Origin of the sequence: Nonomuraea maritima, from assembly GCF_900100395.1 — a bacterium.
Classification (GTDB): Bacteria; Actinomycetota; Actinomycetes; order Streptosporangiales; family Streptosporangiaceae; genus Nonomuraea; species Nonomuraea maritima.
In genome coordinates this window covers 13,493-37,297 of the sequence record NZ_FNFB01000044.1, presented here as the reverse complement: position 1 = coordinate 37,297, position 23,805 = coordinate 13,493, and the positions used below count along the sequence as shown (strand labels likewise).

At 69.9% G+C, this 23,805-nt stretch carries 27 protein-coding genes, 7 tRNA genes and 1 pseudogene; 14 read left to right on the top strand and 21 right to left on the bottom strand.

The annotated features are described in order from the left end of the window. The 6 genes and pseudogenes from BLR04_RS37230 to BLR04_RS37200 all read left to right on the top strand — a co-directional run. A pseudogene (locus BLR04_RS37230) lies at positions 1–610 on the top strand (IS5 family transposase); the annotation flags it as partial. A 332-nt stretch (positions 611–942) separates the two neighbouring features. After that, positions 943–1,278: an ArsR/SmtB family transcription factor gene (locus tag BLR04_RS37220; protein ID WP_090773871.1), complete on the top strand. Its 336-nt coding sequence runs from the start codon at positions 943–945 to the stop codon at positions 1,276–1,278. Positions 1,279–1,287: 9 nt separating this feature from the next. Beyond that, entirely contained in the window at positions 1,288–2,517 is a 1,230-nt protein-coding gene (locus BLR04_RS37215; RefSeq protein ID WP_090773870.1) for a GNAT family N-acetyltransferase, read from the top strand. Between the two features lie 293 nt (positions 2,518–2,810). After that, positions 2,811–3,167 carry an ArsR/SmtB family transcription factor gene (locus tag BLR04_RS37210; protein ID WP_090773869.1) on the top strand — a complete coding sequence of 119 codons (357 nt, stop codon included), beginning with the start codon at positions 2,811–2,813 and terminating at the stop codon, positions 3,165–3,167. Between the two features lie 59 nt (positions 3,168–3,226). Beyond that, positions 3,227–4,258 (top strand): ACR3 family arsenite efflux transporter, encoded by a 1,032-nt coding sequence (arsB, locus tag BLR04_RS37205; RefSeq protein WP_425413475.1) that lies wholly within the window; start codon positions 3,227–3,229, stop codon positions 4,256–4,258. Continuing rightward, positions 4,251–4,646, top strand: a complete 396-nt coding sequence (locus tag BLR04_RS37200; RefSeq protein ID WP_090773867.1) for an arsenate reductase ArsC — start codon at positions 4,251–4,253, stop codon at positions 4,644–4,646. The genes arsB and BLR04_RS37200 overlap by 8 nt, the downstream gene beginning before the upstream one ends. A 61-nt stretch (positions 4,647–4,707) precedes the next feature. Here BLR04_RS37200 and BLR04_RS37195 read toward each other — a convergent pair whose 3' ends face one another. The 9 genes from BLR04_RS37195 to BLR04_RS37165 form a co-directional block, all read right to left on the bottom strand. After that, complete coding sequence (locus BLR04_RS37195; RefSeq protein WP_245740968.1) at positions 4,708–5,952, bottom strand: M28 family metallopeptidase; 1,245 nt, start codon at positions 5,950–5,952, stop codon at positions 4,708–4,710. After that, positions 5,949–6,191, bottom strand: a complete 243-nt coding sequence (locus BLR04_RS37190; protein ID WP_143022386.1) for a hypothetical protein — start codon at positions 6,189–6,191, stop codon at positions 5,949–5,951. Before BLR04_RS37190 ends, BLR04_RS37195 begins: the two co-directional genes overlap by 4 nt. 152 nt (positions 6,192–6,343) lie before the next feature. Then, positions 6,344–7,402 (bottom strand): ArsO family NAD(P)H-dependent flavin-containing monooxygenase, encoded by a 1,059-nt coding sequence (locus BLR04_RS37185; protein WP_090773865.1) that lies wholly within the window; start codon positions 7,400–7,402, stop codon positions 6,344–6,346. Next, positions 7,399–7,782, bottom strand: coding sequence for an ArsR/SmtB family transcription factor (locus BLR04_RS37180; protein WP_090773864.1), 384 nt, complete (start codon positions 7,780–7,782; stop codon positions 7,399–7,401). Before BLR04_RS37180 ends, BLR04_RS37185 begins: the two co-directional genes overlap by 4 nt. Beyond that, a complete protein-coding gene (locus BLR04_RS37175; protein WP_090773863.1) occupies positions 7,779–9,047 on the bottom strand; it encodes an MFS transporter in 1,269 nt (422 codons plus the stop codon). The genes BLR04_RS37180 and BLR04_RS37175 overlap by 4 nt, the downstream gene beginning before the upstream one ends. Next, positions 9,044–9,172: a hypothetical protein gene (locus BLR04_RS42525; protein WP_281191856.1), complete on the bottom strand. Its 129-nt coding sequence runs from the start codon at positions 9,170–9,172 to the stop codon at positions 9,044–9,046. The genes BLR04_RS37175 and BLR04_RS42525 overlap by 4 nt, the downstream gene beginning before the upstream one ends. A 28-nt stretch (positions 9,173–9,200) precedes the next feature. Then, positions 9,201–10,592: an FAD-dependent oxidoreductase gene (locus BLR04_RS37170; protein ID WP_090773862.1), complete on the bottom strand. Its 1,392-nt coding sequence runs from the start codon at positions 10,590–10,592 to the stop codon at positions 9,201–9,203. A 21-nt stretch (positions 10,593–10,613) separates the two neighbouring features. Then, positions 10,614–10,760, bottom strand: a complete 147-nt coding sequence (locus BLR04_RS41115) for a hypothetical protein (RefSeq protein ID WP_176903489.1) — start codon at positions 10,758–10,760, stop codon at positions 10,614–10,616. Positions 10,761–11,122: 362 nt separating this feature from the next. After that, positions 11,123–11,458 (bottom strand): ArsR/SmtB family transcription factor, encoded by a 336-nt coding sequence (locus BLR04_RS37165; RefSeq protein WP_176903487.1) that lies wholly within the window; start codon positions 11,456–11,458, stop codon positions 11,123–11,125. Between the two features lie 65 nt (positions 11,459–11,523). Here BLR04_RS37165 and BLR04_RS37160 point away from each other — a divergent pair, with 65 nt between their 5' ends. Both BLR04_RS37160 and BLR04_RS37155 read left to right on the top strand, forming a co-directional pair. Continuing rightward, positions 11,524–12,591 carry a flavin-containing monooxygenase gene (locus BLR04_RS37160; protein WP_090773860.1) on the top strand — a complete coding sequence of 356 codons (1,068 nt, stop codon included), beginning with the start codon at positions 11,524–11,526 and terminating at the stop codon, positions 12,589–12,591. A 72-nt stretch (positions 12,592–12,663) separates the two neighbouring features. Continuing rightward, positions 12,664–13,173, top strand: a complete 510-nt coding sequence (locus BLR04_RS37155; protein WP_090773859.1) for a Rossmann-fold NAD(P)-binding domain-containing protein — start codon at positions 12,664–12,666, stop codon at positions 13,171–13,173. A 49-nt stretch (positions 13,174–13,222) separates the two neighbouring features. Here the strand turns inward: BLR04_RS37155 and BLR04_RS37150 are convergent, their stop codons facing one another. After that, the gene (locus tag BLR04_RS37150) at positions 13,223–14,116 is read right to left on the bottom strand and encodes a TIGR03564 family F420-dependent LLM class oxidoreductase (protein ID WP_090773858.1); all 894 of its coding nucleotides are present in this window, start codon (positions 14,114–14,116) and stop codon (positions 13,223–13,225) included. 91 nt (positions 14,117–14,207) lie between these two features. Here BLR04_RS37150 and BLR04_RS37145 point away from each other — a divergent pair, with 91 nt between their 5' ends. Next, complete coding sequence (locus tag BLR04_RS37145; protein ID WP_245740967.1) at positions 14,208–14,753, top strand: TetR/AcrR family transcriptional regulator; 546 nt, start codon at positions 14,208–14,210, stop codon at positions 14,751–14,753. 119 nt (positions 14,754–14,872) lie between these two features. On the opposite strand, the gene BLR04_RS37140 is transcribed toward BLR04_RS37145, so the two are convergent. Further along, positions 14,873–15,346 carry a hypothetical protein gene (locus BLR04_RS37140; RefSeq protein WP_090773857.1) on the bottom strand — a complete coding sequence of 158 codons (474 nt, stop codon included), beginning with the start codon at positions 15,344–15,346 and terminating at the stop codon, positions 14,873–14,875. A 65-nt stretch (positions 15,347–15,411) separates the two neighbouring features. On the opposite strand from BLR04_RS37140, the gene BLR04_RS37135 reads away from it, so the two are divergent. Beyond that, positions 15,412–16,377, top strand: a complete 966-nt coding sequence (locus BLR04_RS37135; protein ID WP_090773856.1) for a helix-turn-helix transcriptional regulator — start codon at positions 15,412–15,414, stop codon at positions 16,375–16,377. A 74-nt stretch (positions 16,378–16,451) separates the two neighbouring features. Here BLR04_RS37135 and BLR04_RS37130 read toward each other — a convergent pair whose 3' ends face one another. Both BLR04_RS37130 and BLR04_RS37125 read right to left on the bottom strand, forming a co-directional pair. Then, complete coding sequence (locus BLR04_RS37130) at positions 16,452–17,534, bottom strand: CU044_5270 family protein (RefSeq protein WP_143022385.1); 1,083 nt, start codon at positions 17,532–17,534, stop codon at positions 16,452–16,454. A gap of 17 nt (positions 17,535–17,551) precedes the next feature. Then, positions 17,552–18,094 (bottom strand): RNA polymerase sigma factor, encoded by a 543-nt coding sequence (locus BLR04_RS37125; RefSeq protein ID WP_090773854.1) that lies wholly within the window; start codon positions 18,092–18,094, stop codon positions 17,552–17,554. Positions 18,095–18,588: 494 nt separating this feature from the next. On the opposite strand from BLR04_RS37125, the gene BLR04_RS37120 reads away from it, so the two are divergent. Together BLR04_RS37120 and BLR04_RS37115 are read left to right on the top strand one after the other, a co-directional pair. Continuing rightward, complete coding sequence (locus BLR04_RS37120; protein ID WP_090773853.1) at positions 18,589–19,422, top strand: SDR family oxidoreductase; 834 nt, start codon at positions 18,589–18,591, stop codon at positions 19,420–19,422. Positions 19,423–19,495: 73 nt separating this feature from the next. Then, positions 19,496–20,410 (top strand): LysR family transcriptional regulator, encoded by a 915-nt coding sequence (locus BLR04_RS37115; RefSeq protein ID WP_090773852.1) that lies wholly within the window; start codon positions 19,496–19,498, stop codon positions 20,408–20,410. Positions 20,411–20,486: 76 nt separating this feature from the next. Here the strand turns inward: BLR04_RS37115 and BLR04_RS41110 are convergent. The 8 genes from BLR04_RS41110 to BLR04_RS37080 form a co-directional block, all read right to left on the bottom strand. Further along, a tRNA-Cys gene (locus BLR04_RS41110) sits at positions 20,487–20,556 on the bottom strand. A gap of 18 nt (positions 20,557–20,574) precedes the next feature. Next, a tRNA-Tyr gene (locus BLR04_RS37110) sits at positions 20,575–20,655 on the bottom strand. Between the two features lie 6 nt (positions 20,656–20,661). Then, positions 20,662–20,737: transfer RNA gene (locus BLR04_RS37105), tRNA-Arg, on the bottom strand. A gap of 1 nt (position 20,738) precedes the next feature. Then, positions 20,739–20,811: transfer RNA gene (locus BLR04_RS37100), tRNA-Glu, on the bottom strand. A gap of 1 nt (position 20,812) precedes the next feature. Further along, positions 20,813–20,888, bottom strand: a tRNA-Leu gene (locus BLR04_RS37095). Positions 20,889–20,894: 6 nt separating this feature from the next. Then, positions 20,895–20,966 (bottom strand) — tRNA-Gly (locus BLR04_RS37090). Positions 20,967–20,970: 4 nt separating this feature from the next. Beyond that, positions 20,971–21,041 (bottom strand) — tRNA-Ala (locus BLR04_RS37085). Between the two features lie 314 nt (positions 21,042–21,355). Further along, entirely contained in the window at positions 21,356–22,171 is an 816-nt protein-coding gene (locus BLR04_RS37080) for an SDR family NAD(P)-dependent oxidoreductase (RefSeq protein WP_090773851.1), read from the bottom strand. Positions 22,172–22,298: 127 nt separating this feature from the next. Between BLR04_RS37080 and BLR04_RS37075 the strand changes: the two genes are divergently transcribed. After that, the gene (locus tag BLR04_RS37075; protein WP_090773873.1) at positions 22,299–22,892 is read left to right on the top strand and encodes a TetR/AcrR family transcriptional regulator; all 594 of its coding nucleotides are present in this window, start codon (positions 22,299–22,301) and stop codon (positions 22,890–22,892) included. A 267-nt stretch (positions 22,893–23,159) separates the two neighbouring features. Continuing rightward, a complete protein-coding gene (locus tag BLR04_RS37070; RefSeq protein WP_090773850.1) occupies positions 23,160–23,597 on the top strand; it encodes a hypothetical protein in 438 nt (145 codons plus the stop codon). The last annotated feature ends 208 nt before the right edge of the window (positions 23,598–23,805 follow it).

Sequence of the window (23,805 nt, the reverse complement as noted above, 5' to 3'; positions counted from 1 at the left end):
TTCGGGGCCTCTTGGCAGACGGTGCACCGCCGCTTCGCCGAGTGGAGCGCCGCCCGGGTGTGGGCGAAACTGTATCGGATCATGCTGGACGAGCTTGGATCACGTGGCGACCTGGACTGGTCGCGGTGCGCGATCGACTCCGTCAGCGTCCGGGCGGCCAAAGGGGGGATCTGACAGGTCCGAATCCTGTCGACCGCGGCAAGAAAGGCTCGAAGATCCATATCGTCACCGAACGGACCGGCTTGCCCATCTCTGTCGCGATCAGCGCGGCCAACACCCACGACAGCAAGGCCCTGGAACCGCTCATACGCGGCATCCCGCCGATCCGCTCCCGTCGCGGGCCACGCCGCCGCCGGCCCGGCAAGCTCCACGGCGACAAAGGCTACGACTATCCCCACCTGCGGGCCTTCCTCCGCAGCCGCGAATCGCCCGCCGTGGGATCGAGTCCAGCCAGCGGCTGGGCCGTCACCGCTGGGTGGTCGAGCGGACGTTCTCATGGCTGGCCGGCACCCGCCGATTACACCGCCGCTACGAACGCCGAGCCGACCACTTCGGTTCCTTCGTCGCGATCGCCGCAGCCCTCATCTGCTACCGCCGACTCACCAAATGAGACGAGGTCTTAGGGGCCATTTAGGTTGCTTCCCAGGTGCCGCATGCCGTCGTGTCGCTGACCGTAGACGCACTTGGCGTAGGCCCGTAGGAGGACGTCGATGCTGTGGCCGGCCTATTCGGCGATCTGGGGTGTGGGGACGCCGGGATTGAGCCATCTGGAGACGTAGGCGTGGCGGAGGAGTAGGGGGCGTCCATGAGTGGGGACTTGGCCTGGGCGGACGTGAAGGTTCTGGTCTGGCTTCATGGGAAGTCTGAGGTAGCCGCGATCTCCTGTGAGAGGTAAGCCCTGGGCTTCCGCTTCACTATTTAATCGATTATCGTCGATTGACGATGGATGGGAACACGGGGCCTTTGCCACGCGCGGAGGCCGAAGAGTACGCGAGCTGGTTCAAGGCCCTGGCCGACGCCACCCGGATCCAGATCGTGTCGCTGCTGGCGCGGCGGCGTGAGCCGATGAGCGTGGGCGAGATCGTGGCTGCGTCCGGGGTGGGGCAGTCCACCGTCTCGCATCACCTGAAGATCCTGGCCGAGGTGCGGTTCGTGCTGGTGGAGCGGCAGGGGACGTCCAGCCTGTACCGGATCAACGAGAACTGCGTGAGCTGTTTCCCCACCGCCGCTGACGTGGTGATGGGCAGGCCGGTGCCGGTTGCGCCGGTCTCTGACTGAGGAGATGTCATGGCGCACGACGAAATCATCGACCGCTACTCCGCTCTGGCCCGCAGCGCGCTCAGTGGGGAGCGCATCGTCGACTGCGAGCCTGGCTCCTTCGCTGAGGGCGGTTTCGGGCCGGCCGGCTACGACGACACCGCCGGGCTCCCAGACGGGGCGCTTCGCGCCAGTCTTGGGTGTGGCAACCCGGTCGCCGTTGCGGAGATACGTGCCGGTGAGACGGTGCTCGACCTCGGCTCCGGTGGCGGCATCGACGTGCTGCTGTCGGCCCGGCGCGTCGGCCCGCACGGCACTGTGTTCGGTCTGGACGCCAGTCCTGCCATGGTGGAGCTGGCCCGGCGCAACGCCGAACAGGCCGGCGTCACCAACGTGCGGTTCCTGCAGGGCACGATCGAGGAGATCCCCCTGCCCGGCCACGCGGTGGACGTGGTCATCTCCAACTGTGTGATCAACCTGTCCAGGGACAAGGCGGCGGTGCTGGCCGAGGCGTTCCGGGTGCTGCGGCCGGGCGGCCGGTTCGGCGTCAGCGACGTCGTCGCCACGCAGGTGCTCGACGAGCAGGCGCGGCAGCGGGCCGAGCAGCGCGTCGGTTGTGCCGCCGGGTCACTCACCGTGCAGGAGTATCGGGACCTGCTCGTCGCGGCGGGCTTCGTCGGCGTCACGATCACGTTGACCGTCGATCACGGCGACGGGGTGCACTCGGCGATCGTCCAGGCCGAGAAGCCTGCCATCAGGGCCGGCCTGGAGATCCGGCCGATGCGTGAGAGCGATGCCGCGGAGGTGCTGGCGATCTACCAGGCCGGGTTGGACACCGGTCAGGCCAGCTTCGAGACCGTCGCGCCCGACTGGGGAAAGTTCACCGCGAGCAGGTTGCCGCATCTACGGCATGTGGCCGTAAATCCTGATTCGGGGGAGGTGCTTGGCTGGGTGGCGGCCTCGGCGGTCTCGGCTCGAAGCGTCTATGCCGGGGTGGTCGAGCACAGCGTTTACGTGCATCCCGGCTGCCAGGCTCATGGCATCGGCCGCGCCCTGCTGAGGGCGTTCATCGCCGCGTGCGAGGACGCAGGCGTGTGGACGATCCAGTCAGGCGTCTTTCCCGAGAACGTCGCCAGCCTGGCCCTGCATCAGGCGGTCGGTTTCCGCGTCGTCGGGACCCGCGAGCGCGTCGGCTGTCACCACGGAGTCTGGCGGGACGTGGTGATGGTGGAGCGGCGCAGTCCGGTGGTCGGCACCTGACTCACGCGGGAACATCGCGCGGTCTGTAGTGGTTACACCCGCTGTGGCCGGTGTGCCCAGTGTCCCCGGGCCTCACCTATTGCCTTCGCGGACTACCGTTCGGCTGGAGCCGCGTTGAGCCTTTCGCCGAGAGGCGACACGCACACCGGTACGCAGACATCAGAAGGCCCCGTCGTCCGGCGGGGCCTTCGCCGTAGCCGGTTCCCTTCTCTCTGGCCCGCCTGTTCACCTGGATTCGATACATGTCAATATAGATGCCAGTCGATTTCAATGACGGTCCATATGGAGGGTGTGTGGAAGTCCTGCAGATCTTGGAGTGCAGCCCGCCGCTGACTCGCGAGCCGCTCGACGTCGAGCAGGCCGCGGCGGTAGCTCGGGTCTTCAAGGCGCTGGGTGATCCCGTGCGGCTGCGCATCCTGTCCATCGTGGCCAGCCGGGCCGGCGGCGAGGTGTGCGTGTGCGACATCACCGACGCCTTCGACCTGTCCCAGCCGACCATCAGCCACCACCTGAAGGTGCTCAAGGAGGTGGGGCTGCTGACCTCCGAGCGGCGCGCCTCCTGGGTGTACTACCGGCTGGTGCCCGAGACGCTGGGCGAGCTGTCGGCCCTGCTGACCCTGCCGGCTGCCGCGGCGGCGGTGCCGCGGTGAGGTCGGCACAACCCGCACAGGCCACTGCGCCGCCGGCCGGCGTGATCGGCGCTCTGTCGGTGCTGGATCGTTTCCTGCCGGTGTGGATCATCGCCGCCATGGGCGCAGGGCTGCTCCTGGGGCGGTTGGTGCCCGACCTGGACGCCGCGCTGGACGCGGTCAAGGTCGGTGAGATCTCGCTGCCGATCGCGCTCGGCCTGCTGCTGATGATGTACCCGGTCCTGGCCAAGGTCCGCTACGACCGGCTCGGCAGCGTCACCGGCGACCGCCGCCTGCTGATCTCCTCGCTGCTGCTCAACTGGGTGCTCGGCCCGGCGCTGATGTTCGCCCTGGCCTGGATCTTCCTGCCCGGCCTGCCGGAGTACCGCACCGGCCTGATCATCGTCGGGCTCGCCCGCTGCATCGCCATGGTGCTCATCTGGAACGACCTGGCCTGCGGGAGCCGGGAAGCCGCCGCCGTCCTGGTCGCGCTCAACTCCATCTTCCAGGTGGTCGCCTTCGGCGCGCTGGGCTGGTTCTACCTTCAGGTGCTGCCCGGCTGGCTCGGCCTGTCCCAGGCCACACTCGACGTTTCGGCCTGGGACATCGCCTTCTACGTGCTCGTCTTCCTCGGCATCCCGCTCGCCGCCGGCTACGCGTCCCGCAAGCTCGGCGAGCGCGCCCGCGGCCGTGACTGGTACGAGCAGCGCTTCCTGCCGCGTATCAGCCCGGTCGCCCTGTACGGGCTGCTGTTCACCATCGTGATCCTGTTCGCCCTGCAAGGCCACACCATCACCTCCCAGCCTGCGGACGTGGCCCGCATCGCCCTGCCGTTGCTGGCCTACTTCGCCCTCATGTGGGGCGGCGGCTTCCTGGTCGGCAAGGCGATCGGCCTGGCATACGACAAGACGACCACGCTCGCCTTCACCGCCGCCGGCAACAACTTCGAGCTGGCCATCGCGGTCGCGGTCGGCGTCTTCGGCGTCACCTCCGGCCAAGCCCTGGCCGGCGTGGTCGGCCCGCTCATCGAAGTTCCCGTCCTGGTCGCCCTGGTCTACGTGAGCCTGTGGGGCCGCCGCCTGTTCACCGCCGAGGAGCCCGCCCGTGCCTGACAAGCCGTCCGTCCTGTTCGTCTGCGTCCACAACGCCAGCCGCTCGCAGATGGCCGCCGGCTGGCTGACCCACCTGGCCGGCGACCGGATCGAGGTCCGCTCGGCCGGGTCGGAACCGGCCGAGCGGGTCAACCCGGCCGCGGTGGAAGCCATGCGAGAGGTCGGTATCGACATCACCGCCGCCCACCCCAAGGTCCTCACAGCCGACGCGGTTGAGGCCTCCGACGTGGTCATCACCATGGGCTGCGGCGACGCCTGCCCGATCTTCCCTGGCAAACGCTACGAAGACTGGAAGCTCGATGATCCGGCCGGGCAGGGCACCGAGGCCGTCCGAGCCATTCGTGACGACATCCGCGCCAGGGTCGAGAAGCTCATCGCGCAGTTGTAGGCACGACCGGTGCGACTTCATGCGTAAGGCCGCCGTGCCACCCGCCACGTTTCTTGTGTGCTTATTCAGCACCGTGCATTGCTGAGGTGGTCAGCCACGCGGTAGCCACCAGCAGTCGAGCCGCTGCCAGCAGGGTGTCCGCCTGCACACGCTCGGGCGTTTCGGCGGGCGTTTGATACCCGGGCATGCCCATGCCGATGCCGATCGCGGCCAGGCCGGCGGCGGCGTAGCGGCGGTTGTCGGACGCCATCGCACCGGCCCGCAAGGGCACGCCGGTCAGCCGGGCAGCCTGGTCGAGGGTGGCCAGCAGCGCGAGGGCGGGCCCACCGGCCTCGACGGAGGCGGCTTCGTGCAGGTGTGCGGCCCCGTCGAGGTTGATCACCAGTGTGTCGGACGGCAGAGCGGGGGCGTGGTGAGCCGATCCCCATGCTCCGGCTTCCTCGGCGTCCAGGAAAGCCACTTCCAGCCCGCTCCGGATGGTCGGGTCGGCTGACAGGACGCGGGCGGCTTCCAGGACGGCGGCCACGCCGGATGCGTTGTCCGCGGCCGCGGGCAGGCGCGTGTCAGGGTCGTCGCCGACGCCGTCGTAGTGCGCGGTCAGCAGCACCCGTGCCCGGCCCGTATCCCCTTCAGCGGGGAAGCGGGCGTGGACGTTCTGGCCGCGCGTGGTGATCTGCCGCAACGGCATCGAGCCGGTCACCTGGACCGGACCTCTGGTCAGGGCGTCGGCCAGCCGGGCCTGCACCTCCGTACGGACGGCGATGACGGGCACCTGCCGGGAGGGTGGCCCGGCGATCATCTTGGGCATCCAGCCCTCGGCGTCCGTGCCGCGCGTGGTCAGCATTCCGGCGGCGCCGTCGGCCTCGGCGCGTTCGCATGCCCGCGCCCAGTCTCCGGCCTCGGCCAGGACCCACCGGCCGCGCAGATCGGCGTCGGAGGCTGCGGCCAGCGGCGCGCAGCGCGGGTGCGGCAGGTCGGCGGAGGCGAGGTGTTCGGCGAAGTCTCGGCGGTGCTTGAGGCGGTGCGCCTGCCCACCGGTGTTCCATTCGAGAACGGGCGTGCCGTACAGCTCACGAACGTTCGCCACATCGAAGCCGGACAGTTCCGTTCCGGCGCCCAGCTCGCCGAGCCGGTCGGCGAGCCAGGTGGCGGCGGCCCGGCCGCCGGGCGTGCCCACGCGCCGCCCGGCGTAACGGTCGCCGGCCAGTTCGTGCACCGTGGCCTGCATTCTCTGCGCCGACACCGCTTTCAACAGCGCCGCCAGGCCGGCCGGGGGCCGGTCCACACCCGAGAGAGTGGAGGTCATCCGCAGCATCCGGTGGACGTGGCGTCCGTGATCTGGGCGGCGGGGGCTGGATCCTGGCCGCAGCAGCCGGACTGGCCGGCCCCCTGGGCCACCGCCGGGCTCCCGCAGCATCCCGTGGCCGCCTGATCCGCCTCGCTGCCGGCGGTGGCGGCGGGCGCCCCGCAACAGCCGCCTGCGGCAGGCGGAGTGAACGCCTCCGCCAGGTCGCCGGTGAAGCCGCCGCTGGTCTGGTTCGTCATCGCGGATCTCCTTTGCTTGGGAGCAGTGGCCGCCCAAGAGTTAGATAGATGTCTAATCAGTCACCACAATTCCCCATTGATTAGATGAGTGTCAAGATAGATGGGCGTCGAATTAATCTCGGCGGCCGGCAGGGCGATGCGGGTCCGAGCGTCTACAACTGGGCGGCGATCTCGGTGGCGAGCCGGCGGGCGGTGCGGCCGGCGCCGATGAGGGTGGCCGAGGCAGGGCCGGTCCAGTCGCCGTAACCGAGCAGGTGCAGGCGAGGTTCGGCCAGGGCGCGGGTGCCGTCAGTGGGGATGCGGCCGTCTGAGTCGCGGAGACGCAGCGGAGCCAGATGGCCGAGCGCGGGCCGGAAGCCGGTGCACCACAGGATCACGTCGCAGGGAGCCGTGCTGCCGTCGGCCCACGCAACGCCATCAGGGGTGATGCGCGAGAACATCGGCTCGGCTTTGAGCACGCCACGGTCGCGGGCCTCGCGTACGGGAGCGACGGCGACGATGTCGCCCAGACCGCCGACGCCCGGGGCATCCTGCCCGGCCAGGGCGGCCCGGTGGCGGCGGGTGGCGAGGTCGAACAGGGCACGGCCGTCCACTTCGTCGGGCAGCAGCCGGGGCGGGCGCAGCGTCACCCAGGTGGTCTGGGCTACCTGTGACAGTTCGGCGAGGATCTGCGCTGCGGAGTTGCCGCCGCCGACGATCATCACCCGGCGGTCGTGGAAGGGCTCGGGTCCGTGGTAGCCGGCGGTGTGCAGCTGCTCGCCGCGGAAGTCGCGCATGCCGGGACAGTGCGGCACGTACGGACGCCACCAGGTGCCGGTGGCGCTCACGACGAAGCGGGCATGCCAGGTGCCCGCGTCGCTGTCCACGGCGAGGCGGTCACCGTGACGCCGCACGGCCTGCACCTTGGCCGGGCGGATGAGGGGCAGGCGGTAGCGCTGCTCGTAGTCGGTGAGGTAGGCGACGACATGGTCGGCGTCCGGATAGCCGCCATCGGCCGGGATCGGCATCATGCGGCCGGGCAGGGAGCTGTACTGCGCGGGAGAGAACAGACGCAACGACGGCCAGGCGTGCTGCCACGCTCCGCCGGGGGCCTCTTGCGCGTCCAGGATGACGAAGTCGACGCCTGCGCGGCGCAGGTAGTAGCCGGCCGCCAGCCCGGCCTGTCCCCCGCCGATGACGACGACATCGGCGGGGCGAGCGGGTGAGGTCATGCCGTGACGAGTTCCGCCGACGCTGAGCCTCCGGCAGCGGGGACGGCTTCGGCCAGCGGCGTGAACAGGGCGCCGAGCTTGGCCACGGTCTCGGGAATGATGCGGTAGTAGACCCAGGTGCCCCGGCGTTCGCCGTCGATCAGTCCGGCGGTGCGCAGCACCTTGAGGTGGTGGGAGATGGTGGGTGCGGTCAGGTCGAAGGCGTCGGTCAGATCGCACACGCATGCCTCGCCGCCGGCGTGAGAGCCGATCATCGACAGCAGGCGCAGACGGACCGGGTCGGCAACCGCCTTGAGCAGCGCGGCCAGCTCGGTGGCGTCGTTCTCGCTGAGGGGCTCCCTGGCGATCGGAGCGCAGCACACGGTGGGAGCGGCGGTCACGACGACACCTCCTGATTCGACGGTTGTCTAAATGATAGGCGATGGTAGGCGACCAGCGCGCAAGCCGCCGCAGCGCAGGCCGCGGTGACGGCTCCCATCACCCAGCCGTATCCGACGCTGTGGGCCAGGGCCATCGCACCCAGCGGGGCCAGCGCCTTGTCAGCCACGGAGAACATGGCGATACGACCCGACAGGCTGGCGTAGGCCACCGTGCCGTATCGCTCAGCCAGCAGGTGCGGCAGCGTGATGGTGCCCACCCCGAAACCGATTCCGAACAGCAGCACGCAGCAGACCGCGCCGGCGGTGGTGGCGCCGACGAAGGGCAGCAGGAGCGTTCCCACGCCTTGGAGAGCGAAGATCGTGGCCGCGACCGGAGCCGCGGACCAGCGACGGCGCAGCCCCGTCGTGACCAGGCGGCCGGTGACCGACAGGACGCCGAGGAGCCCGGCGATGGTGGCGGCGAAGACGGGTTGGTGTCCGAGGTGGATGAGGTAGGTGATGAGCAGTACGGAAATGGTGGCGGCTGCCCCGCCGTGCGCTGTGAAGGCCGCGGCCAGCAGCCAGAACGGCCGGGCCCGTACCGCCGCCTTGACCAGATCGGCGCGGGCGCCGGCTGTGGTGCGGGCCTTGACACCGGCGTGGTGTGCGGGGCGGCGCACCATCAGGGCGTGCAGCGGGATCGCGAGCGAGCCGTGGACGATGGCCAGGATGAGCAGGGCCTGGCGCCAGCCGTACGCCTGGATCAGCAGGCCGGTGAGAGGCAGGAAGATGGAGGAGGCGAACCCGGCCACGATCGTGAGGGCGAGCAGCGCGCCGGCCCGTCCGCGTTCGTCGAACCAGGTGACGATGACGGCGAAGGCGGGCTCGTACAGCACCATGGCCGAGGCGATGCCGATGGCCAGAAAGACGCCGTAGAGCTGCGGCAGAGTGGTGACCTGGGACCAGGCCAGCACGGCGAGCGTGCCGAGCACCGAGCCGGTGGCCATCAAAGCTCGCCCGCCGTGGGCGTCCAGCCAGCGGCCGGCCAGAGGCGCGCACAGTGCGGTGGTCAGCACGGCGAGGGTGAGCGCGGCGGCCACCTGGGTACCGCTCGCGCTCAGGTCGTGCTGCATGGGGATGAGGAACACGGAGAAGGCGTAGTAGAGCACGCCGTAGCCGATGGTCTGGGTGACGGCCAGCGCGGCGACGATGCGCCAGCCGCGGGTGATGCGATAACGACCGCCGCCCCCGGTTCCAGGAGCGGCGGTTTCGATGGTGGAGCTCACGAACTCCCACCTGAGCAGCCGACAGCGGGCAGGCGTCCGCCGAGCCGGTCGGTCGGTAGCGGCTGGTGGTCGCAGATCACCTGCAGGGCTTCCTTCTGCGCCGCGGTGGGATGTCCATCGGACATGATCGGAGCCTTTCGTGTTCGCTGGTGGTCAGCCGCAGCAGCCTCCGCTGGTGGATACGTCGGCCAGGGGAAGCGGGGTGGACAGCAGACCGCCGCTGATGCCGGTGGCCAGGCCGACGCGCTGCTCCTGCGCCTCGGCCAGGTTGGAGGAGCACACGCCGGTCTCGGGCAGTTCGAGCTGGACGTCGCGGGCTGCCTCCCAGTCACCGGCCAGGGCGGCGACGACGGAGCGGGCCTGTTCGTAGCCGGTGGCCATGAGGAAGGTGGGGGCACGGCCGTAGCTCTTGACGCCGATGGCGTAGTAGCCGGGCTCGGGGTGCGCCAGCTCGTCCACGCCGTGCGCCGGGACGGTGCCGCAGGAGTGCTGGTTGGGGTCGATGAGCGGCGCCAGCGCGCGGGTGGAGCCGAGGATCGGGTCCAGGTCGAGCCGCAGTTCCGAGGCGATGGCGTGGTCAGGGCGGTAACCCGTGGCGCTGACGATCCGATCCACGATGACCGCCTGTTCGCGTCCGGACGGGTCGAGGCTGATCACCTCGACGCCATCGCCGGTGGCGCCGACGCGATGCGTGAAGAAGCCGGTCAGGAGTTGGATGCGGCCGGAGGTCACCAGGGCGTGCAGACGGGTGCCGAGCGCACCGCGAGCCGGGAGCGCATCGGCGTCGCCGCCCCCGTACGTGCGGCCGGCGTCGGCGGCTCGGATGGCCCAGGTGATCGGAGTGCCGTCGAGTTCGGCCAGGGCGAGCAGGGTGGTGGCGGACGAGTGGCCGGAGCCGACGACCAGGACATGCTTGCCCTCGTAACGGTGGCGGTCGGCGCCGAGGACGTCGGGCAGGGCGTGGTCGATCAGGTCGGCCGCCGTCTGCTCGCCGTGGGCGGGCAGGCCGCTGGCGCCCAGGGCGTTCGGGCTGAGGTAGGTGCCGGAGGCGTCGATGACGGCTCGGGCCTGCAGTTCGGTGCCGTCGTTCAGGCGAAGGAGGAAGGGGGCGTGCTCGCGGCCGCCCGTGCGGACGCGGTCGTAGCCGAGACGGCTGATCGCCGTCACCTTCGCGTCGGTACGGACCCGGTCGCCGAACAGCTTGGCCAGTGGGGCCAGGTAGTCGTCGATCAATTCGGCGCCGGTGGGCAGCCAGTCGGGGTCCGGCCAGGTCCAGCCATCGGCCTCGAGCATGCGGCGGGCGGCCGCGTCGATGTTGTACTTCCACGGGCTGAACACCCGCACGTGACCCCATCGAGCCACCGACGCCGCGACACGATCGCCGGATTCCAGGATCACGAAGTCGATACCGCGCTCGGCAAGGTGCGCGCCGGCCGCCAGCCCGACCGGGCCTGCGCCGATCACGACGACGGGCAGGGACACCTTGCGATCGGGGTCGGCAGGCTCGACGGTGGTCGACGTGGTGCCGCAGCAACTGTCACTCATGACTGCTCCAGGTGGTGTGATCTAGCGGAACGACAAGGCGTAGGTACGGGCGCGATCGATGGCCGCGTCAGCGCGGCAGCTGCGGTCGCACACCTCCGACCTGGCTTCGTCGAAGGTGAAGCCCGAGACGTCGGGGGAGCGGCGAAGGCGAGCGAGCAGGGTGCGCATTGCACACCTCCTGGATAGATGGCTATCGAAGCAGTGTCGAGTCTGCAACGCAGATTCGATGATTGTCAAATTAGAGCTTTGTCTAAACAGTCGGAGCGGGGGGTGCGTCCTCCGCCGACGGTCGGCGTCTCCCCGGCGCACACGAGGGAGTTCGGGCTGGTGACGACACAAGATAAGCAGGGGGAGGCCGCGCACCGCCTGGGCATCGCCGTGTCGGGGATGAAGTCGCGCGTGCGGCGAGCATGCGGGGCGGCTGCGTGAGCTGCTCACCGGCTGCTGCGCGGTGGCCATGGACGCTCGCGGCGCTGTGCGTCACGTACGGGCGGAGGGCTCATGTTCCTGCGGTGGCGACTGAGAGCCGGTCAGTCGCACCCGCGACCGGGCGCCTCCTCCTCCGGCGGGCAGCAGGCGTTGAGACTGGCGTGCAGGTCCAGGAGCGCCTTGCGAATCCGTGTCCCGTCGGCTCGGTAGTAGACCGTCTTCCATTCCCGCCGGGAGGTCAGCACCCCGCCCTCACGCAGGGTCGCCAGATGGGTGGACGTGGCCGACTGGGCCAACGACATGCGCTCGGCCACCTCGTTGACGGTCAGTTCGACGCCGCCGGCGAACAGCTCCATGATCTGCTGGCGAGTCTCGCCGGCCAGCGCCTTGAGGAAGCCGCGAGCTTCAGTGCTCAGCTCGATCGCATTCGTCGCCATGGTCATAGCATCACCCCGACCACATCATATTGTGATTTCTGGATATGAGGATATGATGCGGCGGCATGAACACCATCGTCATCGGCGCCGGTCAGTCCGGCCTGGCAGCTGCCCATGCCCTTCTCCAGCATGGCCTCACGCCCGTGATCCTGGAAGCAGGCGAAGAGCCGACCGGTTCCTGGGCGAACTACTACGACAGCCTGACGCTGTTCTCGCCCGCCGCCTACAGCGCCTTGCCCGGTCACGAGTTCCCCGGTGACCCCGATCACTACGCCACCCGGGACGAGGTCGTCGCCTACCTACGGGACTACGCCGACAGTCTCGGCGTGGAAATTCGCACCGGCGCACGCGTCAGCGCCGTCGAGTCCGACAGCGCCGGCGGCTTCCTGGTGCATCCCGCGAGCGGCGACACCTTGCAGGCCAGAGGCGTCGTAGCCGCCAGTGGCTCCTTCGGTAACCCGTACACACCGGCGCTCCCCGGCCAGGAGGGATACGCCGGCCAGGCCCTGCACATGGCTGACTACCGCAACCCCAAGCCTTACGTCGGACAGCGCATCGTGGTGGTGGGTGGCGGCAACTCCGCCGTCCAGATCGCCTACGAACTCGCCGAGGTGGCCGACGTCACCATCGCCTCCCGCCAGCCGCTGCAGTTCTTTCCGCAGATGGTCGGTGGCAAGGATGCGCACTACTGGCACACCACCACCGGTTTCGACTCCCTGCCTCCGCACTGGCTGGCCCGCATCGCGACCGGCACTCTCGTCATGGACACCGGCGACTACGCCGCCGCACTGACGGAGGGCCGGATGAACCGGCGACCCATGTTCTCCGCCTTCGAAGGCCGCGACGTCGTGTGGGCGGACGGCACCCGCGAACCCGTCGACGTCGTGATCTACGCGACCGGATACCTGCCGAATCTGAACTTTCTGACCTCGCTCGGCGCCTTGGACGCCAACGGGCTGCCGCTGCACGCCGACGGCATCTCCACCACTCACCCAGGGCTTGCCTACGTGGGACTGGAGTTCCAGCGCTCGTTCGCCTCGAACACGCTGCGGGGGGTGCACCGCGACGCCGAACACATCGCCGCCCCGCTGGCCGCCTACGCCGGCGGAGCCCTCGCCGCCTATGGCCTGTGACCCTGACTCAGTGACCTCGGACGCTGCCCGCGTCGCTCTACCGGCCGTCCGACCAGCAGAGGCCTTCCTCTGATGTCTGCCACCCCGCCCATCACCGAACTCGCCACGCGCTACCTGCAGCCGCTGGCCGGCCTTCCGCACATCCGTCCTCACCTGCGTCTCCATGCCCGTGTCGCCGCGATCACTCGTCAGGACACCGACCGCTTGCGCACCCCGAACCGGGACCAGGCGACCGAAGCCGCGCCCAAAGCACCAGACACCCGCCTGACCTGGGCCATCCGTTCCGACGACCACACCCGCGCGTTCGGCGGGGGAGACGACGACGCTCTACCGGCTCGCGGTGCTCTCGGAACCGGCCTGCAGTTGCTGATCGACAAGGGTGTGGTGGAGCTCGCCCCAGGCTTCAAGATCCGAGCTGTACGAACGCAGCCGGACGGCGCCGGCGTCGAACTGGTCGCCCTGGACAAGGACGGCTCCGAGCGAACGATCGCCGCGGACCGCGTCGTCGCCGCGACCGGTTACCGGCCGGATCACACCATCACCGGGGAACTACGGCTGGACCTCGATCCGATCCTGGAGTGAAGGCACACCGGAGGGCTGCCATGAGGTGAGCCTGCGTCCGTGCGGACGATCAGCGGCTGAAGAACGCGAAGGTGCGGGCCTGCTCCTCCGGGGTGCCGATCGGGATGATCGCCAGGTCGGTGGCGCCGGCCGACGCGAACCTCTCGACGCCCTTCTCGACCTCGCTCTCGTCACCGGCGATGAGCAGCTCGTGCACGCCCGACAGGCCCTGCCGGTCGAGCACGGCGCGGTAGGCGGCGAAGTCGCCGGTGAAGCCCATCTGCGCCTCGAGCTCGCCGCGCACCCGGTCGGGGTCGGAGGTGATGCAGACCATGGTGGAGGCGACCACGCGCGGCGCGGGCCGTCCGGCCGCCTCGGCGGCGGCGGTGATGCGGGGCGCGATGAAGTCGCCGATGAGCGGGGCGCCCACCCAGGTGAGGATCGTGCCGTCCGCCAGCTCGCCGGCGACGCGCAGCATCACGGGGCCGAGCGCGGCGATGAGCACGGGCGGGGGCTCGGCGCCGGGCGCGGGGATCTGGCCGGTGACCGACAGCGTCTCGCCTTGGAAGTCGACGGGCTCGCCGCGCAGCAGCGGGCGCAGGGCGGTGAGGTATTCGCGGACGTGGACGGCCGGGCGGTCGTACGGCACCCCGTACATGGCCTCCACGAAATGCTTGTGGCTCGGGCCCAGGCCGAGGGTGAAGGTGCCACCGCTGATGGCGTTCGCGGCGAGGGCCTGCTCGGCCATCGCGTACGGGTGCCTGGCGTAGGTGATGGCCACGCCGGTGCCCACCTCCATGCCGGGGTTCAGCCGGCCGGCCAGGCCCGCCACGCTGATCGCGTCGAGCGAGGCGTATTGGTTGAAGAAGGCGCTCTCGAACCCGGCCTTGCGGGCGATGCCCACCTGCTCCAGCAGGGTTTCCAGGTCTGCGCCGCCGGTGGCCAGGGCGATGCCCAGTTTCATGTCGGCATCCTAAAGTGAAGAGGAGATTCCGGTTCCGTTCTTGGACGGTACACTAACCTGAATCCAGGATTCACGTTGAGGGGATGAACAGATGATGCGGGCCGATGCGCGGCGCAATCGCGAGCGCATCCTGATGACGGCGCTGGAGCTGTTCACCGAGCGCGGGCCCGGTGTCTCGATGGAGGAGATCGCCCAGACCGCCGGCCTGGGCGTCGGCACCCTCTACCGCCACTTCCCCGATCGCAGGGCCATGGTGGAGGAGCTGGCGGAGATCACGCTGGAGGGGCTGCGGACGCACATCCGCGGCCGTCTGGAGGAGCGGCCGGAGACGTACTGGGCGCTGCTGCTCGACGTGATGAACTACTGCGCCTGGCAACCGCTGTCGCTGATCGTGTCGCTCGCCGGGTCGGCGGCGGTGCCGCCGTCCTGCGCGAAGCTCTGGGACGAGGTCGGCGAGCTGCTGGCGGAGATCGCCGGGCGGGCGCAGCAGGAGGGCTCGATGCGCCGCGACCTCACCCCCGAGCAGGCCGTGGACGTGCTGTACGCCACCGTCTGCCGTCCCGCCTCGCGCTTCGACGGCCCGCTGACCACGGTCGTCCTCGACGGCCTGCGCGCCACGGCTCGCCAGGAGCCATAGCCGCCCACCGGCCGGAAGCCTTGAAGGATGCCGCCGGCGGAGCGGCGCCCGGCTCCGCACGAGCCGGGCCGCTCGCGGGGTCAACGCCGCGTCCGGCGCCGCCGCTGGCGATGGCACGTCTATGCCGTGCGCCGGGTCATGTCCATGTGCCAGTTGGTGAGCCAGGTCTGCCCGTCGTCGAGGGAGAACGCCTGCTCCCAGTGGGCGCGGTCGGCGGTGATGCCGGACCAGATGAAGCGCACCTTGACCTTGCGGCCGTCATGTTCGTCGTCGCCGTGGAAAACGCCGGTGCCGTCCTCGCCGAAGCTGCCGGTGACGGGCGGGAAGAGGGTGCCGGTGCGCTTGCTGCCCCAGTACAGCGACCACTGTTCGGTCGCCGGGTCGAACAGTCGCAGGGTCAACCCTGCGAAGCCCTTGGTCGGGAACTCGATCTCGTCGAAGCTGGCGGCGCCGTCGAAGTGGCTAGAGGCGCGGGTGACACCGGGGAACTCCTCCCAACGGTCGTCACCTTCCGTCGGGTCGAGGAAGTCCTTGCGCCAGCGGTTGGCGACGTCGTAGGTGCCGGTGAAGAACGCGAAGCCGTTGTTCGTCATGCCGCAGACGCTAGAACCGGTCCCCTGACATCCTGTGTCAGTGGACCGGCCGTAAATTTGCGGCCATGCGCGCCGATCGACTCCTCTCGCTTCTTCTCCTGCTGCAGAACCGCGGTCGGATGACCGCCGATGAGTTGGCGGCGGCGCTCGAGGTGTCGGTGCGTACGGTGTACCGGGATGTGCAGGCGCTGATCGCGGCGGGCGTGCCCGTCTACGGAGAGGCGGGGCACGCGGGCGGGTACGCGCTGCTCGACGGCTACCGCACACGGCTGACCGGGCTGACCACGGCCGAAGCGCAGACCCTGTTCCTGGCCGGTCTCCCCGGGCCGGCGGCCGAGCTGGGGCTGGGCTCGGCCCTGGCGGCGGCCGAGCTCAAGCTCGAGGCCGCCCTGCCGATCGCGCTGCAGGGCCAGGTGCGGCGGATCCGTGAGTGCTTCCACCTCGACGCCCCTGGCTGGTATCGGCAGGCGGACGAGGTGCCGCATCTTCCCGCGGTGGCGGCAGCGGTGTGGGAGCGGCGGGCCGTCCGCGTGCGCTACCGCCGGTGGCATGCCCCGGAGGTGGTCGAGCGGCGTCTGGAGCCGTACGGGATCGTGCTCAAGGCCGGCCGCTGGTACACCGTGGCCCGTTCCGGCGATGACCTGCGTACCTACCGGATCGGGCAGATCCTTGACCTGGAGGTGCTGGAAGAGGTGTTCGACCCACCGGTCCGTTTCGACCTGGCTCGTCACTGGCAGGCCCATACGGCGCGGCTGCAGGAGCGACTGTGGCAGGGCGAAGCGGAGATACGAATCTCACCGGTCGGCATCACTCGCCTCCAGGACGTCGCTGCGCAGGCGGTGCTCGATGGCGTGAACCAGGGAGAACCGGAACCCGGCGGCTGGCGCCGGGCCGTCATCCCCATCGAGAGCCTCACCCACGCGGAGGCAGAGCTGCTGCGGCTCGGCCCGGAGGTGGAGGTGCTCGCACCGCCGGAGCTTCGGGAGCGCATCGCCGCATCGGCACGGACCATGGCGACGCTCTACGACTGAAGGTGATCTCGCAACGCCGCCCTCCCTGCGCCCGGATGAACCCGCACCGCGCTGGACGTCCTCTCAGCCGTGGTTCAGGCGTTGCCGGGGGGAGCGCAGGTGGAGGCCGGGTCGTCGACGTCGGGAGCCTTGTCGGCGACCGACACGCTGAGCTGGGCCGTGGAGGCGACCAGGCTGCCCACGGGGGCCTTCGCCTCGTCCGCGTCCACCACGACACCGCGCTCGCCGAGGTAGGCGTAGGTGTCCGGCTGGAAGATCAGGTCATTCCTGACACCGTCGAGGACCCGGCCGACACCGATGCCGCTACGGTCGGCGGCGTCGGTCGCGTCCTCGGTCACGGTGGTGCCGGGGATCGACTTCGCCGCCTCGAAGAGCGCGGCGCGCTGGGCGGCGGGGATGGCGGTCTCCCTCAGCATGTCGCCCACCATGGTCCAGGCGATGTCGTCGACCGACGAGTTCTTGCCGGACGCGAGCTTCGCCTTCTCCCCGGCCCTGCCGTACAGGTAGTCGTGCATGCCCGCGGCGTCGGCCGGCAACTTCTTCAGCGACGCGTAGGTGAACCAGTTGTCCTCGGGGCCGAGGTCGCAGGCGGGCAGCAGGTTCCAGCTCGTCTCCCCGGTGTCCCTCGTGGCCTGCTCGGGAAGCGGCCGGCCGGGGTAGGGGCGCGGCGCCAGGTGCTCGATCTTCAGAGCGCCCGCGTGGCGGCCGTCGGCCGACTGCCAGATGGTGCGCCGCGTGCGGTACAGGTAGCGGGCCTCCGGGCTGGACCACTGGTACATGGTCTGCGACTCGACCTTCACGAACTGGTCGTCCCGCGGGTCCGCCTCGCCGGAGCCCTTGGCCGCGGACGCCGCCCGGCCGAGCACCTCGGTCGCGGACACCGGGGCGATCACGGGGAGCGCCACGACCGCGGGACCGTGGTCCACGGCCGGGGGAGCGCCGTCGAGCCTGCCCACGACGACCACCGCGGTCGCCGCGACGGCCAGCGCCCCGACGGCGACCATGAAACGCGTGCGGCGGGTGCGCGTCGGCCGCACGCCGCCGTGCCGTACCGTGCCGGCCTGGAGCAGCCGGGCCCTGGCGGCCGATCTGGCATGGCCGTCGTACGGCGCGGCTTCGGGACGGGCGTCCCTCACCACGTTGTCGATGTCGTCCATCTGTTCTCCCTGGAAGTTCACTTGTCCGCCAGGCGGCGGCGGAGCTTGTCCTTGGTGCGGGACAGCCGGGACCTGACCGTCCCGACGGGCACGCCGAGCGCCTCGGCGGCCTGCTCGTAGCTGAGCTCGGCCCACGCGACGAGCAGCAGCAGGTCACGCTCGGCGGGCCGGAGCCCGGCGAGCGCGGCGGCCAGGCGTGGCCGCAATTGGTAGGCGGTGACCCGCTCCATGCTGCGTTCCTCGAACCCGGCGTCCTCCTCGCGGTCGTAGCGGGCCAGTGCCTTGAGCCGCCGGACCTCGGAGCGGTGGTGACCGGAGATCAGGTTCGAGGCGATGCCGTACAGCCACGGACGGGCGTCGGCCCGGCTCTGGTCGTAGCGCGTCCGTTTGCGGAAAGCGACGAGGAACGTCTCGGCCGTCACGTCGTCGGCCAGGGTGCTGCCCTCGGGGCCGAGCCGGCGCGCCGCGTAGCGGTGGATCTCGTCGGCGTGCCGGTCGAACAGTCCGGCGAAGCACTCGGGCGTGGCCAGCGACTCGCGGATGAGCGCGGCGTCACCCATAGGAGGGGACGTCTGGACAGCTGTCACCACTCGCGGCCCTCGTGGCGTACGTGCATGGGATGGGTCCTCTCACGGGTGCCCTCGCACCCTCTGCCACTACTCCGCCGGAGCCCGTCGTCTGGTTCCAGGTTTTTTCACGTCGTCTTGGCCCTCGCTCATCCGCTGATGGGGGACGCTCTCCGCCGGGGTGAAGACGACCTCGGCTGCCCCATTGCGAGCTCGTGACCTCTACGCGAGGGCTTGGCGCCGGGGAACGGCCGAGCCGTGATCTCTTGCGCCGACGGGCGGAGCACGGGCCTGGAAATGCGCACAACAGCCTACGCGGACGCTTTCCCAGGTCCCGCTCCTGTGTCATGCGTATCAAGCATGTCTGAGATGCGAAACCATCGCTTGTTCGCATGAGAAGGGTGAAGGCATCCTGGAGGATGCCCCCCACAGCAGCCAAGGGGGGAACCCGGCGCTACCAACACGACCCATCACAGGAGAAAAACCCCATGACCACCTGGCTCATCACCGGAGCGTCCCGCGGCATCGGCCGTGAGATCACCGAACAAGCCCTGGCACGCGGCGACCGCGTCGCCGCCACACTGCGCCGCCCCGAGCAGCTCGACGACCTCGCCGAGAAGTTCGGCGACCGGCTGTGGCGCGCACGCCTGGACGTGACGGACAGCGCCCAGATCGAAGACGTGATGGCGCGGGCGTTCGCCGAGAACGAGCGCATCGACGTCGTCGTCTCGAACGCCGGCCTCGGCGTGTTCGGCGCCGGCGAGGACCTGACCGACGAGCAGGTCGAGAGAATGATCGCCACGAATCTCACCGGCTCGATCCAGCTCGTCCGCCGTGCCGTCCCGCACCTTCGCGCACAAGGCGGGGGCGTTTTCGTCCAGATGTCGAGCATGGGCGGCCACATCACCTTCCCCGGCTTCGCGATCTACCACGCCACCAAGTGGGGAGTGGAGGGCTACTTCGAGGCGCTGGCGGCCGAGATCGAGCCGTTCGGGATCAAGACGATGCTCGTGGAGCCCGGCATGGTACGTACGAGCTTCTACGACACGGCGGCGCGAGTCCCGCTCAGCGAGCCGTACCGCGGCGGCCCGGCCGACGCGGCCCTGCCCCCGGTCGAGGACATGGTTGCCAGCCAGTCCGGCGTCGCCCACGCCACGATCGAAGCCGCCCTGTCCGACAACCCGCCGCTGCGCCTGTTGCTGAACTCCGACGCGTACGAGGCCGTCACGTCCACGGTGCGTGGTCGCCTCGCGTCCCTGGAAAGCCGGCGGGAGGCCGCCTACGCCGCGGACGCCGAGTACCCGGCCCCGCGCAGCGCCTGATACGCAGCACGCCGGCAAGGAACCGACAAGGCCGTACTTTGCCGCCCCCATGTCTCACGCATATCGTCGGGCCATGCCGGAACTGACGCTGACGGGCCTGAGGGTCACACTCGAAGTCGCTCAGCGCGGTTCTTTCACCGCGGCGGCCGAGGCGCTCGGCTACACGCAGTCCGCGGTCTCCCGCCAGATCATCGCCACGGAGGCCGCCGTGGGCGCCCCGCTGTTCGAGCGGCAGGCTCGCGGCGTCCGGCCGACTCAGTCCGGTGAGGTCCTGCTGCGGCACGCGCGCCACATGCTCGCGCACGTCGAGGCGGCGGAGCTGGAGATCGCCGGGCTCCGCGACCGCATCGCGGGCCGCCTGGCCGTCGGCGCCTACCCGACCGCGGCGGCCGCGCTGGTGCCCCGAGCCATCGCGCGCCTCCACAAGGCGCACCCGGGCGTCACCGTCGGTTTGTGGGAGGCGGGCAGCCCCGCACAGCTACGCCGCCTCCGCGCCGGGAGGATCGAGATGGCCGTGGTGGCGATCGGGGAAGGTCTGCCCGACTACGACTTCACCGGGCTGCACGTCGAAGTCGTACAAACTGGCCGCGGTATCGGCGTTGCCGTCAGCACCGATCACCCGCTGGCGTCACGAGACCAGGTGCACGTCGCCGATCTCGCGCGAGAGGCGTGGATCGTGGGAGCAGGCGGAGAAGGCGAACCGCAGTTCGGTGCCTGGCCGACCCTGGAGAGTCCGCGGGTGGCCTACGAGACCCGCGGCTGGCAGACACGCCTGGGGCTCGTCGCCGCCGGACTGGGCGTCTCAGTCCTGCCCGGACTGGCGGCGGAAACCGTCCCGCACGGTGTGAAGTGGCTGCGCGTGGAGGACCCAGCCCTCGTACTCAGGAGAGAGACCGTGATGGTCACGGCCGCGGACGCGTCAGCTGCCGCTCGGGCCATGCTCCAAGCCATGCGGGACGAGATCGGAAGCGCCGCGGAGCGGGAATGAGACCGCGTGCGCTCGCGCACGAGCCGGACAGCTGTGTGATTCGGGTGGCGGGAGCCCGAGCGGAAAACGCCCTTCGAGACGCAGGCGAGAGTCGAACTCGCACGGATCGGCTTTGCAGGCCGACCTCCGCACCGGCGAACTGCGCCAAGCCTCGACAGAGGCAGTGCGCGAGGACGGAGTCGAACCGCCACAGCCGAAGCGTCCGGTTTACAGCCGGGTGGGCTCACCACGTGCCCAGCTCGCGCATGACGTAGCCCCAGCAGGACTCGAACCTGCGACGGACCCGGCTTCGTAGGCCGGCGCTCTGATCCATTGAGCTATGGGGCCGTACCCCGTACCGGATTCGAACCGGCGATCTCCCGGGTGAAAGCCGGGTGTCCTGACCACTGGACGAACGGGGCCTGGTACGTCCGGCGGGATTCGAACCCGCACCACCCGGTTCCTGAAACCGGTGCCTCTCCCGTTGGGCTACGGACGCGTGGAGAGCCGCAGCGGGGACTCGAACCCCGTCCTGCCGGTTGGAAGCCGGCTGCCTCACCTGTTCGACCTCTGCGGCGACGTGGACCGACGGGATCTCGAAACCCGAACTCCTGCTTGCAAGGCAGGTGTGATGCCTTTTCACCATCAGCCCATGGTGTTCCGCTGTGAAATTGTCAATCAGCAAAAGGAAAGGCCGCCTGGTGGTCACCTGGCGGCCTCCGGAAATGCTCCTTCTCGAGGTTTATCCGGAAGCCCTCCGCAGCAGGGCGCAGCCCAGCGCGGCAGGTCGGCGATAGCGGCACCGTTCCTGCCCGAGTGCGGCGGCTGCGAGAAGCATGGCTGGCCTTTCCTTGTTGCTGATCGCGGAGGGGCGGTTGAGGGCCGCCCCGGTTGTGATTGACATTAACGGCCGGCTCGGCGGCCGTGCCACTTATTTTTTCGGACGTACGAGCGCGCGGAATAGTTTCATCCGGGCGCCAGCCGGCTGAGCCGTTCCCATGCCTGGTATTGCTCGATGCGGGCCTGTTCCATTTGCAGCACCATGTCGTACGAGACGCCGCCGACGATGAGCCGCGCCGGCGGCTCCTCCAGGCCGACCAGCTCCATGACGGCGGGCACCGCGGTGCTCGGATCGGGGCCGGCGTCGTCGCCCCACATCTCGGCGAGCTTGGCACGCAGCTCCGCGTACCCGGGATCGGGCTCGGTCATGGTGGTGCCCACCGTGAACAGTCCGGTGTCGTAGCCGCCCATCTGCAGGATGGTGACCTTGATGCCGAACGGCTCCACCTCCATGGCCAGCGCCTCGCTCACCGCGTTGAGCGCCGCCTTGCCGGCCGCGTACATGCCGGTCGCGGCGAAGCCGCTGCTCGCGCCCATCGACGTGACCTGGAGGATGTGGCCGGAGCCCTGGGCGCGCAGGTGTGGCACGACGGCCTGGGTGACCCAGACGGCGCCGAAGAAGTTGACGTCCAGATGGGCTCTGAGCTGCTCCTCCGTGGCCTCCTCCACCATGCCGAGCAGCAGCCCGCCCGCGTTGTTGAGCACGATGTCGAGCCGGCCGAAGGCGGCCACGGCCCGCTCCACGCCATCGAACACGGAGGCGCGGTCGGACACGTCGAGCGGCAGGCGTACGAGGGCGTCGGGATATTGCCGGGCCAGCTCCGCCAGCGGCTCCACGTTCCGTGCGGCGGCGACGACGCGGTCCCCGGCGGCGAGCGCGGCCTCGGTGAAGGCCCGTCCGAGGCCGCGCGACGCACCGGTGATGAACCACACTCGGGTCACAACACTCTCCTTGATCAGTAGATGCAAGACGATACGGCTCGTCTCGCTGTGCCCCTACTGTGAGGCCTGACGCGCGCCGCTGTCAAGACGGATCGTCTCGTCTCGTTTGGCTGCTATGCTGCCTCGCATGCCCAAGCACCCCGACCCGTCCCGCCGCAGTGAGCGCTCCCGCCAGGCGATCCTCGACGCCGCCCGCGAGCTGGTCTCCGAGGTGGGATACGGCAAGGTCTCGATCGAGGCCATCGCCGCCCGGGCCGGGGTGGGCAAGCAGACGATCTACCGCTGGTGGCGTTCCAAGGGAGCAGTGATCTTCGACGCGTTCCTCGCGTTGAGCGAGGCGGAGGAGGGCGGCATGGCGCTGCCCGACACCGGCGACATCGAGGCCGACCTCAAGCTCGTGATGCGCGCGACGGTGGCGGAGTTCGCCGACCCGGCGTTCGAGGGGCCGATCAGGGCGCTCAACACGGAGATCATCAACGACCCCGACCTCGCGGCCCAGTACCGCGAACGGCTGGCCACACCGGTGGACGAGGCCAAGAAGGCCCGGCTGCGCAGCGCGCAGCGGGCCGGCCAGCTCGCCGCCGACCTCGACCTCGGCCTGGCACTCGAGCTTCTGTACGCCCCCCTCTTCCAACGCTGGCTCCACCGTTCGGGCCCCCTGACCCCCGAGTACGCCGACGCCCTCGTGGACCTCTTCCTCAAGGCCGCACGCCCGGCCTGAGCGTCCTCGGCGGGGAGCGGCGTGTGAGCTGACGGTGGGCTCCGTGGTGCTGAGCGAGCATTTGCGTGCGTTCCTGGACCATGAGGCCGAGCGCTGGAACCAGTACCAGTGGTATGACCAGAGGGCCACTGTCTGACCCACCTTCCTCGTCTACCACCTCAGTCAGGATGGGGATGCATGTCCATGAGTGGCAGGCGCAGAAAAAGGGCTTTACCTACGACCGCTGACCGGCGGGCCGGAAGAGCCGTCGGCGTTTCGCTGAGCCTGGTGCTGCTGACGGGTTGCATTCCGACCCTGGGCGACCCCCTGCCGCGGCCCGTCGCGATGGGCCGGGCGGCCGACGGACGGTTCCGCTTCGTGGTCCCGCTGTGCGGCGGGGAGACCGTCTCGGCGATCGAGGTGGTGGAGCATCAGACCGAACGGCTGGTGTGGCGGGCGTCGCGGCCCACACGCCCGGAAATACGGCACGGGGTGATCGTGGTCGGGGACGAGGACGGGTTCGCGGAGCAGGAGACGCCGTTGCGCGAGCCGCTGCCGTCGAACATCAGCGTCAGCGTGAGGCTGTCCAGTGGCATCGAGGTCGGGCGCGGATTCCTGCTGGCCGACGTGCCGGAGCGCTTCGCCTCCAGCGGCGAGGTGGATCATTTCGGGGACGCGGTCACCGACGATGAGTTCCGCGAGCAGGCGACCGGAGAGTACTGCTGAGACTTCCGGCCCCCGTCTCCCTGGCCCGGGCGGTGACCTGGCCGATCGTGCCAGGGAGACGCGAGCGAAGGGCCGGGCGCGGGACGCCGGCCAAATTGTCGGTCGGTTCTGGGAGGGTGGCGGCTTCGGTGCTGGAGACAACGGTCGAGCGCCTGTCGTGATCGATCACTGGAAGTGAGGCGTCTGGTGCGAGGGTCCGGCCGTACTC

Coding starts and splice junctions, on each gene's coding strand:
- BLR04_RS37220 (WP_090773871.1), top strand. CDS start 943: ATGGATGGGAACACGGGGCCTTTGCCACGCGCGGAGGCCGAAGAGTAC.
- BLR04_RS37215 (WP_090773870.1), top strand. CDS start 1,288: ATGGCGCACGACGAAATCATCGACCGCTACTCCGCTCTGGCCCGCAGC.
- BLR04_RS37195 (WP_245740968.1), bottom strand. CDS start 5,952: ATGACCTCCACTCTCTCGGGTGTGGACCGGCCCCCGGCCGGCCTGGCG.
- BLR04_RS37190 (WP_143022386.1), bottom strand. CDS start 6,191: ATGACGAACCAGACCAGCGGCGGCTTCACCGGCGACCTGGCGGAGGCG.
- BLR04_RS37185 (WP_090773865.1), bottom strand. CDS start 7,402: ATGACCTCACCCGCTCGCCCCGCCGATGTCGTCGTCATCGGCGGGGGA.
- BLR04_RS42525 (WP_281191856.1), bottom strand. CDS start 9,172: ATGTCCGATGGACATCCCACCGCGGCGCAGAAGGAAGCCCTGCAGGTG.
- BLR04_RS37170 (WP_090773862.1), bottom strand. CDS start 10,592: ATGAGTGACAGTTGCTGCGGCACCACGTCGACCACCGTCGAGCCTGCC.
- BLR04_RS41115 (WP_176903489.1), bottom strand. CDS start 10,760: ATGCGCACCCTGCTCGCTCGCCTTCGCCGCTCCCCCGACGTCTCGGGC.
- BLR04_RS37165 (WP_176903487.1), bottom strand. CDS start 11,458: ATGGCGACGAATGCGATCGAGCTGAGCACTGAAGCTCGCGGCTTCCTC.
- BLR04_RS37160 (WP_090773860.1), top strand. CDS start 11,524: ATGAACACCATCGTCATCGGCGCCGGTCAGTCCGGCCTGGCAGCTGCC.
- BLR04_RS37155 (WP_090773859.1), top strand. CDS start 12,664: ATGTCTGCCACCCCGCCCATCACCGAACTCGCCACGCGCTACCTGCAG.
- BLR04_RS37150 (WP_090773858.1), bottom strand. CDS start 14,116: ATGAAACTGGGCATCGCCCTGGCCACCGGCGGCGCAGACCTGGAAACC.
- BLR04_RS37145 (WP_245740967.1), top strand. CDS start 14,208: ATGATGCGGGCCGATGCGCGGCGCAATCGCGAGCGCATCCTGATGACG.
- BLR04_RS37140 (WP_090773857.1), bottom strand. CDS start 15,346: ATGACGAACAACGGCTTCGCGTTCTTCACCGGCACCTACGACGTCGCC.
- BLR04_RS37135 (WP_090773856.1), top strand. CDS start 15,412: ATGCGCGCCGATCGACTCCTCTCGCTTCTTCTCCTGCTGCAGAACCGC.
- BLR04_RS37130 (WP_143022385.1), bottom strand. CDS start 17,534: ATGGACGACATCGACAACGTGGTGAGGGACGCCCGTCCCGAAGCCGCG.
- BLR04_RS37125 (WP_090773854.1), bottom strand. CDS start 18,094: ATGGGTGACGCCGCGCTCATCCGCGAGTCGCTGGCCACGCCCGAGTGC.
- BLR04_RS37120 (WP_090773853.1), top strand. CDS start 18,589: ATGACCACCTGGCTCATCACCGGAGCGTCCCGCGGCATCGGCCGTGAG.
- BLR04_RS37115 (WP_090773852.1), top strand. CDS start 19,496: ATGCCGGAACTGACGCTGACGGGCCTGAGGGTCACACTCGAAGTCGCT.
- BLR04_RS37075 (WP_090773873.1), top strand. CDS start 22,299: ATGCCCAAGCACCCCGACCCGTCCCGCCGCAGTGAGCGCTCCCGCCAG.